General features: G+C 70.7%; 16 protein-coding genes and 1 pseudogene. 9 read left to right on the forward strand and 8 right to left on the reverse strand.

The genetic code is table 11. From position 1 onward, the window contains the following. The first annotated feature begins 127 nt into the window (after positions 1–127). Together ABTX62_RS13960 and ABTX62_RS13965 are read left to right on the forward strand one after the other, a co-directional pair. A complete protein-coding gene (locus tag ABTX62_RS13960; protein ID WP_352116386.1) occupies positions 128–790 on the forward strand; it encodes an HD domain-containing protein in 663 nt (220 codons plus the stop codon). 13 nt (positions 791–803) lie between these two features. Next, positions 804–1,886, forward strand: coding sequence for a GNAT family N-acetyltransferase (locus ABTX62_RS13965; protein WP_502997945.1), 1,083 nt, complete (start codon positions 804–806; stop codon positions 1,884–1,886). Here ABTX62_RS13965 and ABTX62_RS13970 read toward each other — a convergent pair. Then, on the reverse strand, positions 1,856–2,143 hold the full coding sequence (locus ABTX62_RS13970; protein WP_352116387.1) for a DUF4031 domain-containing protein: 288 nt from the start codon (positions 2,141–2,143) through the stop codon (positions 1,856–1,858). The two genes, ABTX62_RS13965 and ABTX62_RS13970, sit on opposite strands and share 31 nt — an antisense overlap. Positions 2,144–2,150: 7 nt before the next feature. Continuing rightward, positions 2,151–2,534, reverse strand: coding sequence for a DUF8819 family protein (locus ABTX62_RS13975; RefSeq protein ID WP_352116388.1), 384 nt, complete (start codon positions 2,532–2,534; stop codon positions 2,151–2,153). A gap of 55 nt (positions 2,535–2,589) precedes the next feature. Here ABTX62_RS13975 and ABTX62_RS13980 point away from each other — a divergent pair, with 55 nt between their 5' ends. After that, positions 2,590–3,525, forward strand: coding sequence for a MurR/RpiR family transcriptional regulator (locus tag ABTX62_RS13980; RefSeq protein WP_352116389.1), 936 nt, complete (start codon positions 2,590–2,592; stop codon positions 3,523–3,525). A gap of 70 nt (positions 3,526–3,595) precedes the next feature. Next, positions 3,596–4,528, forward strand: a complete 933-nt coding sequence (gene murQ / locus ABTX62_RS13985) for an N-acetylmuramic acid 6-phosphate etherase (RefSeq protein ID WP_352116390.1) — start codon at positions 3,596–3,598, stop codon at positions 4,526–4,528. 105 nt (positions 4,529–4,633) lie between these two features. Here the strand turns inward: murQ and ABTX62_RS13990 are convergent. Then, positions 4,634–4,825: pseudogene (locus tag ABTX62_RS13990) on the reverse strand (hypothetical protein); the annotation flags it as partial. A 114-nt stretch (positions 4,826–4,939) separates the two neighbouring features. Between ABTX62_RS13990 and ABTX62_RS13995 the strand changes: the two are divergent. The 5 genes from ABTX62_RS13995 to ABTX62_RS14015 all read left to right on the forward strand — a co-directional run bounded on the left by ABTX62_RS13995 (position 4,940) and on the right by ABTX62_RS14015 (position 8,350). Continuing rightward, entirely contained in the window at positions 4,940–5,779 is an 840-nt protein-coding gene (locus ABTX62_RS13995; RefSeq protein WP_352116391.1) for a helix-turn-helix domain-containing protein, read from the forward strand. Further along, positions 5,763–5,975: a DUF397 domain-containing protein gene (locus tag ABTX62_RS14000; RefSeq protein ID WP_352116392.1), complete on the forward strand. Its 213-nt coding sequence runs from the start codon at positions 5,763–5,765 to the stop codon at positions 5,973–5,975. Before ABTX62_RS13995 ends, ABTX62_RS14000 begins: the two co-directional genes overlap by 17 nt. Before the next feature lie 250 nt (positions 5,976–6,225). Continuing rightward, positions 6,226–7,032: a hypothetical protein gene (locus ABTX62_RS14005; protein WP_352116518.1), complete on the forward strand. Its 807-nt coding sequence runs from the start codon at positions 6,226–6,228 to the stop codon at positions 7,030–7,032. A gap of 59 nt (positions 7,033–7,091) precedes the next feature. Then, on the forward strand, positions 7,092–7,766 hold the full coding sequence (locus ABTX62_RS14010; protein WP_352116393.1) for a Uma2 family endonuclease: 675 nt from the start codon (positions 7,092–7,094) through the stop codon (positions 7,764–7,766). A 14-nt stretch (positions 7,767–7,780) separates the two neighbouring features. Then, on the forward strand, positions 7,781–8,350 hold the full coding sequence (locus ABTX62_RS14015) for a hypothetical protein (RefSeq protein WP_352116394.1): 570 nt from the start codon (positions 7,781–7,783) through the stop codon (positions 8,348–8,350). A gap of 10 nt (positions 8,351–8,360) precedes the next feature. On the opposite strand, the gene ABTX62_RS14020 is transcribed toward ABTX62_RS14015, so the two are convergent. The 5 genes from ABTX62_RS14020 to ABTX62_RS14040 form a co-directional block, all read right to left on the reverse strand. Beyond that, the gene (locus tag ABTX62_RS14020) at positions 8,361–9,917 is read right to left on the reverse strand and encodes a carboxylesterase/lipase family protein (RefSeq protein ID WP_352116395.1); all 1,557 of its coding nucleotides are present in this window, start codon (positions 9,915–9,917) and stop codon (positions 8,361–8,363) included. Between the two features lie 90 nt (positions 9,918–10,007). Beyond that, complete coding sequence (locus ABTX62_RS14025) at positions 10,008–11,132, reverse strand: NADH:flavin oxidoreductase (protein WP_352116396.1); 1,125 nt, start codon at positions 11,130–11,132, stop codon at positions 10,008–10,010. Positions 11,133–11,343: 211 nt separating this feature from the next. Further along, complete coding sequence (groL, locus tag ABTX62_RS14030; protein ID WP_352116397.1) at positions 11,344–12,966, reverse strand: chaperonin GroEL; 1,623 nt, start codon at positions 12,964–12,966, stop codon at positions 11,344–11,346. Positions 12,967–13,357: 391 nt separating this feature from the next. Continuing rightward, a complete protein-coding gene (locus ABTX62_RS14035; RefSeq protein WP_010035953.1) occupies positions 13,358–13,561 on the reverse strand; it encodes a cold-shock protein in 204 nt (67 codons plus the stop codon). A 447-nt stretch (positions 13,562–14,008) separates the two neighbouring features. Further along, on the reverse strand, positions 14,009–14,284 hold the full coding sequence (locus ABTX62_RS14040; protein WP_003991133.1) for a MoaD/ThiS family protein: 276 nt from the start codon (positions 14,282–14,284) through the stop codon (positions 14,009–14,011). Positions 14,285–14,370: the final 86 nt, after the last annotated feature.

The following is a 14,370-nucleotide window of genomic DNA, read 5'->3' on the forward strand; positions in this document are numbered from 1 at the left end:
AGTACACCCAGTACGAGGGCTTGCACCCGGCACGCCGAGAGCACGCACCGGACGCCGCTCCTTGACGGGCAAACGTTGCCTGCCGCGGCACTAGGTGCCCGGCCCCGCTCGGCGGGAGAATGCCCCCATGGCCGACCTCGATTCCCTGCGCACCCGTTTCACCCGCACCCTGGAGGCGGCCCGGGGCCCGGGCGGCGGCCCGGACCCGGCGCCGTACGCCGACAACCTGCTCACCCGCTGGCAGGAGCCCCAGCGGCGCTACCACACGGCCGAGCACCTCACGGCGGTCCTCGACCGCGTCGACCTGCTGGAGCGGTACGCGCGCGACCCGGACGCGGTCCGGCTGGCCGCCTGGTTCCACGACGCCGTCTACCTGCCCGACCGCTCCGAGAACGAGGAGCGCTCGGCCCGCCTCGCCGAACGCGCCCTCGCGGAAGCCGGGCTTCCCGACGCGAGGACCGCCGAGGTGGCCCGCCTGGTCCGGCTCACCGTCACCCACGACCCGGCCGACGACGACCCCGACGGCCAGGTCCTGTGCGACGCCGACCTCGCGATCCTCGCCTCGCCCCCGTCGGCGTACGCCGCGTACACGACGGCCGTCCGCGAGGAGTACCACTTCGTCCCGAACGACGCCTTCCGCACCGGCCGCGCCGCGGTTCTGCGCCAACTCCTGGATCTCCCGCGCCTGTTCAGGACGCCGTACGGTGCGAGTGAGTGGGAGGCGACGGCCCGCCACAACCTGACCGCCGAGCTGGAAATGCTGTCGCTTCCGGCCTCCGGCCCCTCGTAGCCTGCCCACCATCATGTGGACAACGGGAGCGGAACAGGTGGAGCAGGCCGTCGCCGAGTGCGTGGGCCTGCTGGGCGCGGTCACCGACCGGGCCTGGGAAGGCGTACGGGCCGGGCGGCTGGAGTGGGACTGCCGGGAGACGGCGGTGCACATCGCCGAGGACCTCATCGCTTACGCGGGACAGCTGGCCGGGCGGGAGCAGGACGCGTACACGCCGTTCGAGCTGTCACTGGAGGAGGGGGCCGGCAACACGGGCGCCCTGCGGGTGATCAGCACGATGGGCGCCCTGTTCGCCGCCGCGATCCGCACCGCCCCGCGCGAGGTGCGGGCCTTCCATCCGTACCCGTTCCGCAGCGCGAACCGTGAGGGGTTCGCCGCGATGGGCGTGACCGAGGTGCTGCTGCACACGCACGACATCTCCGAAGGGCTGGGCCTGTCGTACGAACCGGCGCCCGAGCTGTGCGACTTCGTGCTCACCCGGATCTTCCCGCACGTCCAGCCCGGGCCCACCCCGTGGTCGACCCTGCTGTGGGCGACGGGCCGCGGTGAGCTGCCCGGCCGGGCGCCGGTCACCCACTGGCGCTGGAGCAACAACCTGGTGATCGGCACCGAGCGGCTCACCCTCCAGGGCGTCACACCGGCGGCGGCCACCGATCTGTCCACGGTCGGCGACGGCGGCTTCGCGTGGATCGAGGGCGGCCCGGTCGAGGGCACCCGGATCGGCGCCGGGCTGGTCTACAAGCAGTACGAGGACGGGGTCCACCGGCCGGAGTGGGGCATGTACGCGCTGGTCCGGCGCGAGGACGGCCGCGCGATCGGCGCCATGGGGTTCCACGGCGTCCCGGACGCGGCGGGACGGGTCGAGGTCGGCTACGACCTGGTCGAAGGGGCCCGCGGCCACGGCTACGCCACCGAGGCGCTGCGCGCGCTGTCGGCCTGGGCGCTGGGCCGGCGGGAGACGCGGACCGTGGTGGCGAACGTCGAGCGGGACAATCTGCCGTCGCAGAACGTGCTCGCCCGGGCCGGATTCACCCAGGTGCCCGCCGAGGACCCCGAGCACCTGACCTACGAGCTGCGCGAACCCGATGAGGGATAGCGCCCCTTGCGCCGCCGCAGGCCCGCCCCGTGCAGCAGCCGCACCACCTCGCGGCTGCTGACCTCCACGGCCCCGGCCTCCACCGCGTCGGCGTACCGCTGGGCGGGGATGTCGTAGTGGTCGCGCTCGAAGGCCCGGCGGGGGACGCCGAGGCGGGCGGCGAAGGTGTGCAGTTCGTCGTAGGAGACGTCGCTGACGAGGTGGGACCACATGCGGCCGTGGCCCGGCCAGGTCGGCGGGTCGATGTAGATCGTCACCGGAACCTCATGAGGACGCCTGGCCGCCGATGGCCTCGCCCAGCGCTCCCACCGCGGCGACCTTCACGCCCGCCTCGCCGCACACCCAGTGCGGGTCGGGCCCCAACTCCGGTTCCACGTCCAGCGCGTGCGGCTCGCCGGTGCCGCACACCGGGCACAGCGGCCAGCGGCCGTACCGCTCCAGCAGGGCGTCCTGGACGTCCTGCGCGACCAGTCCGGCCACGTACCCGGCGCCCTCGGGCCACTGCTCGACCCACCAGCGCCGCTGCGTGATGGAGTCCTCGACCAGGGAGACGACGTCCGCCTCGGCGACGCGTCCCGCGACGAGGTCGGCCAGCACGAGGGCGCGCGCGGCGTGCAGTGCCTGCTCAAGAGGGCTGATGGGGTCCATGCCCCCATTGTGCGCACTCTTGACCCCGGCGCCGAGCCGAAAATACCTTTCACGGGTGACCCGAGACGTGAAGGAAATTTTCGCGAGCGAGCGCGGCGGACCCCCCGGGACCGGCGGCACCCCGCCCGCCCCGGCCGCCCTCGCGGCCAAGGTCCGCACGCTGGGACCGTCGATGACCCGCTCCATGCAGCGCGTCGCCGAGGCCGTCGCGGGCGACCCGGCCGGCTGCGCGGCCCTCACGGTCACCGGCCTCGCCGAACTCACCGGCACCAGCGAGGCGACCGTCGTACGCACCGCCCGCCTGCTGGGCTATCCGGGTTACCGGGATCTGCGCCTGGCCCTCGCCGGTCTCGCCGCGCAGCAGCAGTCGGGCCGCGCTCCGGCCATCACGACGGACATCGCGGTGGACGACCCGATCGCCGACGTGGTCGCCAAGCTCGCCTACGACGAGCAGCAGACCCTCGCCGACACGGCCGCCGGGCTCGACACCGTCCAGCTGGCCGCGGCCGTCACCGCGCTGGCCACGGCCCGGCGCACCGATGTGTACGGCGTCGGCGCGTCCGGCCTGGTCGCCCAGGACCTCACCCAGAAGCTGCTGCGCATAGGGCTGATGGCGCACGCCCACAGCGACCCGCACCTCGCCGTCACCAACGCCGTGCAACTGCGCGCGGGCGATGTCGCGATCGCCGTCACACACTCCGGGTCGACCGGCGACGTCATCGAACCGCTGCGGGTCGCCTTCGAGCGCGGCGCCACGACCGTGGCGATCACCGGCCGCCCGACCGGCCCCGTCACGCAGTACGCCGACCACGTCCTGACCACCTCCACCGCCCGCGAGAGCGAGCTGCGCCCCGCGGCCATGTCGTCCCGGACCGGACAGCTCCTCGTGGTGGACTGCCTGTTCGTGGGGGTGGCGCAGCGGACGTACGAGACGGCGGCTCCCGCGCTGTCGGCGTCGTACGAGGCGCTGGCCCACCGGCACCGTTCCTGAGCCGGCCGCCCCGCCCAGCACCAGCACCGGCACCGGCAGCAGCACCGGAAAGACACGGAAAGAGCCGTTCATGACCTCCACCTCCGACCCCCGTCACCTCAGGACCGCGCTGGAGTCCCTGACCACCGAGGCCTTCCGGCCGGAACTCGCGGACATCGACCGGCTGCCCACCCTCGACATCGCGCGGCTGATGAACGGCGAGGACGCCACCGTGGCCGGGGCGGTCGCGGCCCGGCTGCCGCAGATCGCCACCGCGATCGACGCCGTCGCCGAGCGGATGGCCCGGGGCGGCCGCCTGGTCTACGCGGGCGCGGGCACCGCGGGCCGGATGGGCGTCCTGGACGCCTCCGAGTGCCCGCCCACCTTCAACACCGACCCCTCCCGGGTCGTCGGCCTGATCGCGGGCGGCCGGGACGCCGTGGTCACCTCGGTGGAGGGCGCGGAGGACTCCCGGGAACTGGCCGAGGCGGACCTCAAGGCCCTCGCCCTGACACCCGACGACACGGTGGTCGGCATCTCCGCCTCCGGCCGCACGCCGTACGCCATCGGCGCGGTCGAGCACGCCCGCGCCCGTCGCTCCCTCACCATCGGCCTCGCCTGCAACACCGGCAGCCCGCTCGCGGCCGCCGCCGACCACGGCATCGAGATCGTCGTGGGCCCCGAACTGCTCACCGGCTCCACCCGCCTGAAGGCCGGCACGGCGCAGAAGCTCGTCCTCAACATGCTGTCGACGATCACGATGATCCGGCTGGGCAAGACCTACGGGAACCTGATGGTCGACGTCCGCGCGTCGAACGACAAGCTCCGCGCCCGCTCCCACCGCATCGTCGCCCTCGCCACGGGCGCCGAGGACAAGGAGATCGAGGAGGCCCTCACCGCCACGGACGGCGAGGTCAAGAACGCGATCCTGACCATCCTGGCCGGTGTGGACGGCCCGACGGCCGCACGCCTCCTGGCGGAGTCGGACGGCCACCTGCGGGCGGCCCTGGCGGCGACCGGCTGAGCCGTCACGCCCCCGCGTGTGCAGCACCTCGCCCAACCGTTGGCCACCACTTCACCGCGACTTCGGCTCCCGGTTGACCCGCCTCACACGAGCCCGCAGCGTCTCCCCCACGGGAAGCGAGCGGAGCACGTCGGTCAGGTGCTCGGCCGTCCGGACGTTGCACCGCCCCAGATCGACCAGGGCGAACGGCTCGTCGCTCGCGCCGGTCACCGGATCGACGCCCAGCGACGGCAGCACCACCCCGACTCCGGCGAGGGCGTCCCGCAGCGACTCCACGATCTCTTCGGTCGAGCGCACTTCCTCTTACCTCCACGCTGAGTTTGTGATTCACCACACAGCGTGTCCGACGCGTCTCTAACCTGGCCATATACGGCGGTCCAACAACCCCATCTGTACGACAGGGAGTTGCCCATGCCCGGTTCCAGGGACCTCGACCCGTCCTCCTCCCCTCGGGCCCTCCTGGGCGCCGAACTCCGCCACGCCCGCGAGAAGGCCGGCCTGAGCCAGGAGGAACTGGGGCAGCGGCTGTTCGTGAGCGGGTCGTTCATCGGGCAGTTGGAGGCGGGGACGCGGAGGTTGCAGGCGGAGTACGCCCGTTTACTGGACGAGGAGTTGAGGACGGGCGACTTCTTCCTGCGCAACTGTGGGGCTGCGGCGAAGTCGAAGTATCCGGAGCACTTCGCTGAGGCGGCGGAGGCGGAGGCCCGGGCTACGGCCATCAGGGAGTACGCGTCGATGCTGATTCCCGGCCTGCTGCAAACCGCCGCCTACGCCCGGGCGGTGTGCCGGGCATACCAGCCGACCGCCCCCGATGAGGAGATCGAGAAGAGGGTGGCCGCCCGCATGGAGCGGACCCACATCCTCGACGATCCAACAAAGCCGTTGTTGTGGGCTGTGATTGACGAGTTCGCGTTGCGTCGGGTGACGGGTGGAGCGCAGGTCATGGCAGAGGTACTACAGCGCATCATCGGCTTGGCCCGCCGAAGCCGAGCCATCATGCAGGTGCTGCCGTTCGACGCGGGGGCGCACCCGGCCATGCAGGGGTGCGTCAAGCTGATGGACTTCGACGACGCGCCTCCGTTGGCGTACCTGGAAGGCGTCGGCACCGGGCGACTGGATGACGATCCCGCCACCGTCGCGGAGTACCGGTTCTACTACGAGTTCCTCGCGGCCGCCGCACTATCGCCGGAGAAGTCTCTAGCCCTGCTCGAAGCAATGGCCCAGGATTACAGGCATGAGGAACACTCCTGACTCCGACCTGCGCACAGGTACTTGGTACAAGTCCAGCTACAGCGGCGGGAGCGGCGACAACTGCCTGGAAGTCACCCAGGCACTCCCTGATGTCATCCCCGTCCGCGACTCCAAGACCCCCCACGGCCCGAAGCTCGTGTTCCGGGCCACCGCCTGGGCCGCGTTCGTCGAAAACCTCAAGGACGAGACGGCCTGAGCTTCGGGACCCGGGCTTCGAGCCCTCTTTTCAAGGAACGGGTGGAGGGCCTCAACCCACCCTCCCACCCGGCGAGTTGACGCGACGCATCCGGTTTGCCACGGACAGTCATATGCCTCTACCGTTCCTCGACAAGCAACAGCCCCCGCCCGGTGCGCCAACACCTGCGGGGGCTTAACCAACGAGATCGAAAGCAGTCGATCCCATGGCTGACGCCAACTTTAGTGCCGCCGACCCATCCGCGCACCCCATGGCGAACCCGGGCTACGGCAAACGCACGACCCCCGGCCAACCCCCGCGCACAAAGCACGACTTCGCACACCTCCCACCCCGCGAAGCCGCCATCGCCGCCTACCTGGACCGGCTCCCCGACGGCGCGGACATCTCCGTAAAGACGCTGGCCAAGCAACTGCCCTACGGACAATGCGCCCTCGGTACGGCCCTCAACCGCATCCAGCGGGCCGGCCACCTGCGTCGGGGCCGGGAGTGCATCACGGCCGACGACGGCAGCTCCCGCTGGATCACCCGATCGTGGTGGTCCCGTACCGCCCGGGACGACGACTGGTGGGCCGCCTTCACCCGCGGCGACGCACCACCGCAGGCAGCACGCCCCACCCGCTCAAGAGCTCACATCCTCCTGGCCGCCCTCGGCCGCACGGCGCCCGTGCTGTCCCTCTCCCAGACCGACTGCGCGACGCTCGCCCCCCTCGTGACGGACTGGTTCGTGCGCGGCGCCTCGGAGGACGACGTACTACGCGCGCTCACAGCCGGTCTGCCGACGCCCGTCCACCACCCCGCCGCTCTGGTCCGCAAGCGTCTGACCAGCAAACTTCCGCCTCCACCCGCCCCGCGTGCACCCCTCCGGGTCCTGGAGTGCGCGAACTGCGGCGCCCCGGGGCGTCCGGAAACCCTGCCAGGGGGGCGTTGCAGCGCCTGCCGGGGCGAACGCGCCCCCGCGCAACCCCCCGCACCTCTGCCCGCCCCCACGGTCCACGACCACGCGGCCCAGATCCGCGCTGCGATGTCCCGACGACGACAAGAGAGGGCACACACATGACGGCTCCTACGGTGCGGCGTCATTCCCTGAGGGCACGATGGAAGGGAGGAGGCACCACCATGACCCCTGGTAGTACCGCTGACCGTCCGCTGCTGCCCTTCGAGGACTTCGAGGAGCTGGCCGACGTGGCCCCGAAGGGCGTGCGACTCGAGTACGTCGACGGTCACGTCCGCACGAAGGATTCGCTCAGCGTCGAGGACTTCGAAGAGCTGGAGCGCCGCGCCCCGGAGACCGTGCGGCTCGAGTACATCAACGGAAAACTAGAGGTCAAGGCGATGCCGGACGGCAACCATCGCTCCATCTTCATGTGGCTGTTGCGCCAGTGCATGCAGCACCGTCCTGACCTGGATCTGGTACCCGAGTCAGGCGTCAAGGCCGAGGCCTACCGCAAGGGCCGCGCTCGCACGGACGGAACGCTCGTGCCGGTGGACCACTTCCAGGGCGACGGCGAGTGGTCCGACCCCGACGGTTCCCTCATGGCCGTGGAGATCACCTCCCGCGACCGCGACACCAACCAGCGCGACCGCATCGACAAGCCCATCGGCTACGCCGAAGCCTCGATCCCCGTCTACCTCCTCATCGACCGTGACAACCACACCCTCACGGTCTTCAGCGAACCGGAAGACGGCCGCTACCAGCGGATCTCCCCGCACCCTTGGGGGGCCACCGTCGAGCTGCCCGCCCCCGTGAACATCACCCTGGACACCGACAAGCTCAAGGACTACGCCGACTGAGGACAATGGGCACCATGAACCACGCCCAGCTCACCGCCCTAGGCCGTGCCCTCCGTCTTCTCGGTGAGCACGGGGAAGCCCTCGGCTCCGACACACCGGACGCCAAACTGCACGAGGTCAAGGCCGACCTCAAGCGCGCCCTGGACCTGCTGGAGGACAGCGTCGCGACCGCGGCGCCCACCACCCGCTGCCCGGAGCACCCCACCGGCCCGGTCGACGAGAGCGCCCCGGACCGGTGCCTGCTGTGCGAGACCCGGCGCAGGGCGGCCCGCCGGAACGAGTTCAACGGCCCCGCCCCCCAGTACCAGCCCACCGAACCCGTCCAGTCCCGCTACGGCGTACGCGGCGACCGTCCCCAGCCCCAGCAGCGCTGGCTGGCGGAGCTGTGGAACGGCCAGACCTGGCAGCTGTGCGGCACCCCGCGCCGCGACCGGCGCGAGGCCGAGCTGTTCATCACCGCCCAGCGCAAGGCTCCCCGGGCCGCCATGGCGTACCGGCTGGTGCACGAGTTCACCGACTACGAGGTGCTGCGGGTGTGGGGGACGCCGGTGAAGATGGACATCGAGCCCATGGGCAACCTCTGACCAACCGGGATCACAGCAGCGGCAGCGGGCGGAACTCGTACCCCTCCCACAGCCGCCGCGACCGCTCCTCCGGGTACGCCGTGACGACAGACTCCGCGTCCAGCACCTGCACCAGTCGCCGCTCGTCGTCGTAGGCCGGCCAGCCCGGGTCGCCCGTCCTCGCGAAGGCCGTCCAGGACGAGCGGAAGCGGGACGACAGCGCCTCGGCCTCGGCGGACGGCTCCGCGCCCGCGAACAGCAGCAGCCCCAGGTCCGCCCCGTACGTGCCGAACAGCAGCGGGATGTCCAGGCCGTGGCAGGCGCCGAGCGCGCCGCCGTTGCCCGGGGCCGGCCAGGTGAGTTCGTAGACGTGCGCGCTGCCGCCGCCCGCGCGCTGGGCCTCGGCCAGGTGCAGGGACGGCATGGTGAACAGCCAGTCCGTCTGGACGCGTTCGTAGAGCTCGCTCGGGGAGGCGTCGGGGAAGGCCGTGCGGTAGGCCTGCTCGCCATCGGGTCCGGGAGCGAAGAGGCGGAGGGCCGAGGCCGCCCTCTCGTCGGTGATGCGGCCGAGTTGGCCCGCCATGGCGATGAAGAGGCGGTACTCGTCGCGGTTGTGGCCCACGAGGAGGTCGATGTCCCTCGCCGCACCGGACGCCAGTGCCTGCCACGGGGTCGTCGGCAGGATCTCGCCGTCGACCACCGGGGAGAAGGGGGTGACCGTGGGCGCGGCCTGACCCCAGCGGTCGACGCGCTGGAGCATCTTGGCGCTCAGCGTCTCCCCGGCCGACGTCAGCCGGCGCGGATCGACCGTCGTGAGGTCGGCGACCGTGGGGCGCAGGCCCAGCTCGGCGGCGAGGTCGGCACCGATGTCCCGGGCCAGCGCGTCGGAGAAGAACGTCCCCGGCACGCTCTGCGCGATCGCCCGCCGGAACAGACCGGCCGCGCGCGGCATGGAGAGCAGCGAGGCGATCGAACCGGCTCCCGCGGACTCCCCGAAGACCGTGACCCGGCCGGGGTCGCCGCCGAAGGACGCGATGTTGTCCCGCACCCACTCCAGCGCGGCCACCTGGTCGAGCAGCCCTCGGTTGGCGGGCGCGCCCTCGATGGACGCGAAACCCTCCATGCCCAGGCGGTAGTTGAGGGAAACGACCACCACGTCACCGTCCGCGGCGAGGTGCCGGGCGTCGTAGCCGGGGCTGCCGGAGTGGCCGAGCTTGTAGGCACCGCCGTAGATCCACACCATGACCGGGCGGCGGGCCGCCGGGTCGGGATCCGGCGTCCAGACGTTGACGGTGAGCCACTCGTCGCCGTCGGGCACCTCGATCAGGCCCGGGCCGCCCAGGCTGCCGAGATCCTGCGGGGGCGGCGGACCGAAGGCGTACGCGTCCCGTATGCCGTTCCAGGCGTCGGCGGGGCGCGGGGCCATGAAGCGGTCCTCGCCCACCGGGGGCGCGGCGAAGGGGATGCCGCGGAAGACCGCGAGTCCCTCCTCCCTCCGTCCGCGCACCGCACCGGCGGTCGTACGGACCACCGGTGCGGGCTCCTCCGAAGGGCCGCCCGCCGACGGGCGGGACTCGGTCGTCGTCATCTGGATCTCCTCGCTCAATGCCGGTGAACAGGCGTTCCGGCCAGTGTCCTTGGCTGACGCAAGCAGATCCAGAGACCCTGGTGACGGGTATCAGCTGAGGGTCTTGAGCGACGCCGGGTCGTACGGGGCGAGGTCCTCGAAGCGGCCGTCGAGGACCTTGCGGGCCCACTCGGGGTCCTGGAGCAGGGCGCGGCCGACGGCGACCAGGTCGAACTCGTCGCGCTCGAAGCGGTCGAGGAGGTTGTCGAGGTCGCCCACTTCGGCGCTCTGGCCCTGGAAGGCCTTGATGAAGTCGCCGTTCAGGCCGACCGAGCCGACGGTGATGGCGGGCTTGCCGGTGAGCTTCTTGGTCCAGCCGGCCAGGTTGAGGTCGGAGTCGTCGAACTCGGGGACCCAGTAGCGGCGGGTGGAGGCGTGGAAGGCGTCGACACCGGCGGCGGCCAGCGGCGTCAGGATGGCCTCCAGCTCCTCGGGCGTCTCGGCGAGGCGGGCGTCGTAGGCCTCCTGCTTCCACTGCGAGTAGCGGAAGATGACGGGGAAGTCCGCGGAGACGCTCGCGCGGACGGCCGCGACGATCTCCTCCGAGAGCTTGGCACGGGCGACCCGGTCGCCGCCGTAGGCGTCGGTGCGGCGGTTGGTGCCTTCCCAGAGGAACTGGTCGAGCAGGTAGCCGTGGGCGCCGTGGATCTCGACGCCGTCGAAGCCGATGCGCTCGGCGGCGGCCGCGGCCTCGGCGAACGCTCCGATGACGGCGTCGATGTCGGTCTGCGTCATGGCCTTGCCGGTGGGCTCCGTCGCGCCGATGCGCAGGCCGGAGGGGCCGACGGCCGGAGCGTCGGCGAACGGCGGCTCGCCCTGGTTGCGGACCATGCCGATGTGCCACAGCTGCGGCACGATCGTGCCGCCGGCGGCGTGCACCGCCTCGGCGACCTTCGCCCAGCCGGCGAGCTGCTCTTCGCCGTGGAACCGGGGCACGCGGTCGCTCTGCCCGGCCGACTCGTGGCCGACGTAGGTGCCCTCGGTGACGATCAGGCCGACTCCGGCGGCGGCGCGGCGCGCGTAGTACGAGACGACGTCCTCGCCGGGCACACCGCCCGGGGAGAACATGCGGGTCATCGGGGCCATCACGATCCGGTTCGGAACGGTCAGGCCGCCCAGCGATACGGGCCGGGACAGCATTGCGGCGGCGCGGGAAGCGGAGGCGGCGACAGTCATGTGGGGGGGGCTCCCTTTTGGATACCGAAGGGTATGTGCATACGCATAGGACTTACGTTTCAACCCCGCGGCCCGCCCCCACCATCCCGCACCGACTGTGATGCCGGTCACGCCCCGTCGTCCGGGCGCACCGGACACGCCCGAGGGCGGCACCTCCCGTCGAACAGGAGGTGCCGCCCTCGGTAAGGACGCCGATCAACCCTCAGGTCGATCAGAAGTCCATGTCACCGCCCGGCATGCCGCCGCCGGCGGGCGCGGCGGCCTTCTCCGGCTTGTCGGCGATGACGGCCTCGGTGGTGAGGAACAGCGCGGCGATGGAGGCGGCGTTCTGCAGAGCGGAGCGCGTCACCTTCGCCGGGTCGATGATGCCTTCGGCGATCATGTCGACGTAGTCACCGGTCGCGGCGTTCAGGCCGTGGCCGACCGGCAGGTTGCGCACCTTCTCGACGATGACGCCACCCTCGAGACCACCGTTGACGGCGATCTGCTTGAGCGGGGCCTCCAGGGCCAGCTTCACGGCGTTGGCGCCGGTCAGCTCGTCGCCCTCCAGGTCCAGCTTCTCGAAGACCGAGGAGGCCTGGAGCAGGGCGACGCCACCACCGGCGACGATGCCCTCCTCGACGGCCGCCTTGGCGTTGCGCACGGCGTCCTCGATGCGGTGCTTGCGCTCCTTGAGCTCCACCTCGGTGGCGGCACCGGCCTTGATGACCGCGACACCGCCGGCGAGCTTCGCCAGGCGCTCCTGCAGCTTCTCGCGGTCGTAGTCCGAGTCGCTGTTCTCGATCTCGGCGCGGATCTGGTTGACCCGGCCCTGGACCTGGTCGGCCGAGCCGGCACCGTCGACGATGGTGGTCTCGTCCTTGGTGATGACGACCTTGCGGGCCTTGCCCAGGAGGTCGATCGTGGCGTTCTCCAGCTTGAGGCCGACCTCCTCGGAGATCACCTCGCCACCGGTGAGGATGCCGATGTCCTGCAGCATCGCCTTGCGGCGGTCGCCGAAGCCCGGGGCCTTGACGGCGACGGACTTGAAGGTGCCGCGGATCTTGTTGACGACCAGGGTCGACAGGGCCTCGCCCTCGACGTCCTCGGCGATGATCAGCAGCGGCTTGCCCGACTGCATGACCTTCTCCAGGAGCGGGAGCAGGTCCTTGACGTTGGAGATCTTGGAGTTCGCGATCAGGATGTACGGGTCGTCGAGGACGGCCTCCATACGCTCCATGTCGGTGGCGAAGTACGCCGAGATGTAGCCCTTGTCGAAGCGCATACCCTCGGTGAGCTCCAGCTCCAGACCGAAGGTCTGGGACTCCTCGACGGTGATGACGCCTTCCTTGCCGACCTTGTCCATGGCCTCGGCGATGAGCTCGCCGATCTGGGTGTCGGCGGCGGAGATGGAGGCCGTGGAGGCGATCTGCTCCTTGGTCTCGACGTCCTTGGCCTGCTCCAGCAGGGCGGCGGAGACGGCCTCGACGGCCTTCTCGATACCGCGCTTGAGGGCCATCGGGTTGGCGCCGGCGGCTACGTTGCGCAGGCCCTCCTTGACCAGGGCCTGGGCGAGCACGGTCGCGGTGGTCGTACCGTCACCGGCGACGTCGTCCGTCTTCTTGGCGACTTCCTTGACCAGCTCGGCGCCGATCTTCTCGTACGGGTCCTCGAGCTCGATCTCCTTGGCGATGGACACACCATCGTTGGTGATCGTGGGCGCGCCCCACTTCTTCTCGAGGACGACGTTGCGGCCCTTGGGGCCGAGCGTCACCTTCACGGCGTCCGCGAGCTGGTTCATGCCGCGCTCGAGGCCGCGCCGCGCCTCCTCGTCGAACGCGATGATCTTGGCCATGTGAAGTGGTCCCTCCAGGACTGGGGGTGATTACTTCGGACCGCGCCCGCGCCCGCGACGGACGGCCCCCGACCGGTTGGTTCCTTGCCCCATCCGGTCCGTGGGCCTCACCGACCCGGTCCTTACGTTGTCACTCTCACCTTCAGAGTGCTAACGCAATGATTAGCACTCGACCCCCGAGAGTGCAAGGCGCGCTCGCGTAGTGAGTGCTCCTCGGGGGGTGGCGGTCGGGTGACGGGCGGGCGCGAGCGCCCCCCGGGCCGGGCAAGGGCGCCGGCCGCCCTCGAACACCGTCCGGCACCCCTTCGAACAGGCCGAAGGGCCCGCACCCCCGGGGGGTACGGGCCCTTCTGAGAAGACCGGTCGCTTGAGCGTTGGTCGTGGTGCGCGTTCAGGCAGAGACGCGAACCATGTCGGCCTGCGGTCCCTTCTGGCCCTGCGAGATCTCGAACTCGACCCGCTGGCCCTCTTCAAGGGTGCGGTAGCCGTCCATCTGAATCGCGCTGTAGTGGACGAAAACATCCGCACCACCGTCGACCGCGATGAAGCCGTACCCCTTCTCCGCGTTGAACCACTTGACGGTGCCCTGAGCCATGCCTAACTCCCCTATTACTGGCCCTTGCACAGATCCACACTTCGCGGATCCGGGTCAGACCTCACCCCCCACGGTTGGGGGCGTGCGCCGGAACGCGTCGACCGCGGCTGAATGTATCTGTCCAACTGCCGTCTGCAACAGGTCAATCGGACGAGAATTCTGGACGCACACGGTCCGGAATGTAGGGAGAATTCGCCCGAATTCAGGGCAAGTCGGGCTCCACAAAAGGAACAAAAGCCGCAAAAGATGCGCACACTTTGGCTACATCTTGTCGGGCTCGCGGCAGGAATTCAGGGTTCCGATCAGAGGATCTGGATCGCGTTCCCCAACTGTACCGCGCTCAATCACACAGAATTGCCCCCTCCGCTTCTCTCACGGAGGGGGCAATTCGATGAACTCACAGTGACGGCGGTTACCGAAGGTAATAAACGGGTCGGCCGACCGGTTTCAGCCGCCGGCGACGGCGGGAATGATCGACACCCCGGCGCCGTCGGGCGTCGCCGTCTCCAGCCCCTGTTCGAACCGCACGTCGTCGTCATTGACGTACACATTGACGAACCGGCGCAGCTTGCCCTGGTCGTCCAGCACCCGGGCGGCGATCCCGGTGTGGTTCTTCTCCAGATCGGCGATGACCTCGCCGAGATTCGCCCCCTCGGCGGCGACCTCGGCCTGACCGCCGGTGTAGGTGCGCAGGATGGTGGGGATGCGAACGGTGACGCTCATGACTTTCAAACCTCCGGATCGGGTGACGCACCTGCCCTTAGGGGCGCGGGGCTGTGTCGATATGCGGCTCCGCCGCGTGGGCGCGA

The organism is Streptomyces sp. NPDC096046 (assembly GCF_040303285.1).
In the GTDB taxonomy this organism is placed as follows: domain Bacteria; phylum Actinomycetota; class Actinomycetes; order Streptomycetales; family Streptomycetaceae; genus Streptomyces.

What these genes read in the sequence shown, in the direction of transcription:
- ABTX62_RS14020 (WP_352116395.1), bottom strand. Translation starts at nt 9,917, where the DNA reads ATGACGACGACCGAGTCCCGCCCGTCGGCGGGCGGCCCTTCGGAGGAG.
- ABTX62_RS13960 (WP_352116386.1), top strand. Translation starts at nt 128, where the DNA reads ATGGCCGACCTCGATTCCCTGCGCACCCGTTTCACCCGCACCCTGGAG.
- ABTX62_RS14040 (WP_003991133.1), bottom strand. Translation starts at nt 14,284, where the DNA reads ATGAGCGTCACCGTTCGCATCCCCACCATCCTGCGCACCTACACCGGC.
- ABTX62_RS13965 (WP_502997945.1), top strand. Translation starts at nt 804, where the DNA reads ATGTGGACAACGGGAGCGGAACAGGTGGAGCAGGCCGTCGCCGAGTGC.
- ABTX62_RS14035 (WP_010035953.1), bottom strand. Translation starts at nt 13,561, where the DNA reads ATGGCTCAGGGCACCGTCAAGTGGTTCAACGCGGAGAAGGGGTACGGC.
- murQ (WP_352116390.1), top strand. Translation starts at nt 3,596, where the DNA reads ATGACCTCCACCTCCGACCCCCGTCACCTCAGGACCGCGCTGGAGTCC.
- ABTX62_RS13975 (WP_352116388.1), bottom strand. Translation starts at nt 2,534, where the DNA reads ATGGACCCCATCAGCCCTCTTGAGCAGGCACTGCACGCCGCGCGCGCC.
- ABTX62_RS14025 (WP_352116396.1), bottom strand. Translation starts at nt 11,132, where the DNA reads ATGACTGTCGCCGCCTCCGCTTCCCGCGCCGCCGCAATGCTGTCCCGG.
- ABTX62_RS14005 (WP_352116518.1), top strand. Translation starts at nt 6,226, where the DNA reads ATGGCGAACCCGGGCTACGGCAAACGCACGACCCCCGGCCAACCCCCG.
- groL (WP_352116397.1), bottom strand. Translation starts at nt 12,966, where the DNA reads ATGGCCAAGATCATCGCGTTCGACGAGGAGGCGCGGCGCGGCCTCGAG.
- ABTX62_RS14015 (WP_352116394.1), top strand. Translation starts at nt 7,781, where the DNA reads ATGAACCACGCCCAGCTCACCGCCCTAGGCCGTGCCCTCCGTCTTCTC.
- ABTX62_RS14010 (WP_352116393.1), top strand. Translation starts at nt 7,092, where the DNA reads ATGACCCCTGGTAGTACCGCTGACCGTCCGCTGCTGCCCTTCGAGGAC.
- ABTX62_RS13995 (WP_352116391.1), top strand. Translation starts at nt 4,940, where the DNA reads ATGCCCGGTTCCAGGGACCTCGACCCGTCCTCCTCCCCTCGGGCCCTC.
- ABTX62_RS14000 (WP_352116392.1), top strand. Translation starts at nt 5,763, where the DNA reads ATGAGGAACACTCCTGACTCCGACCTGCGCACAGGTACTTGGTACAAG.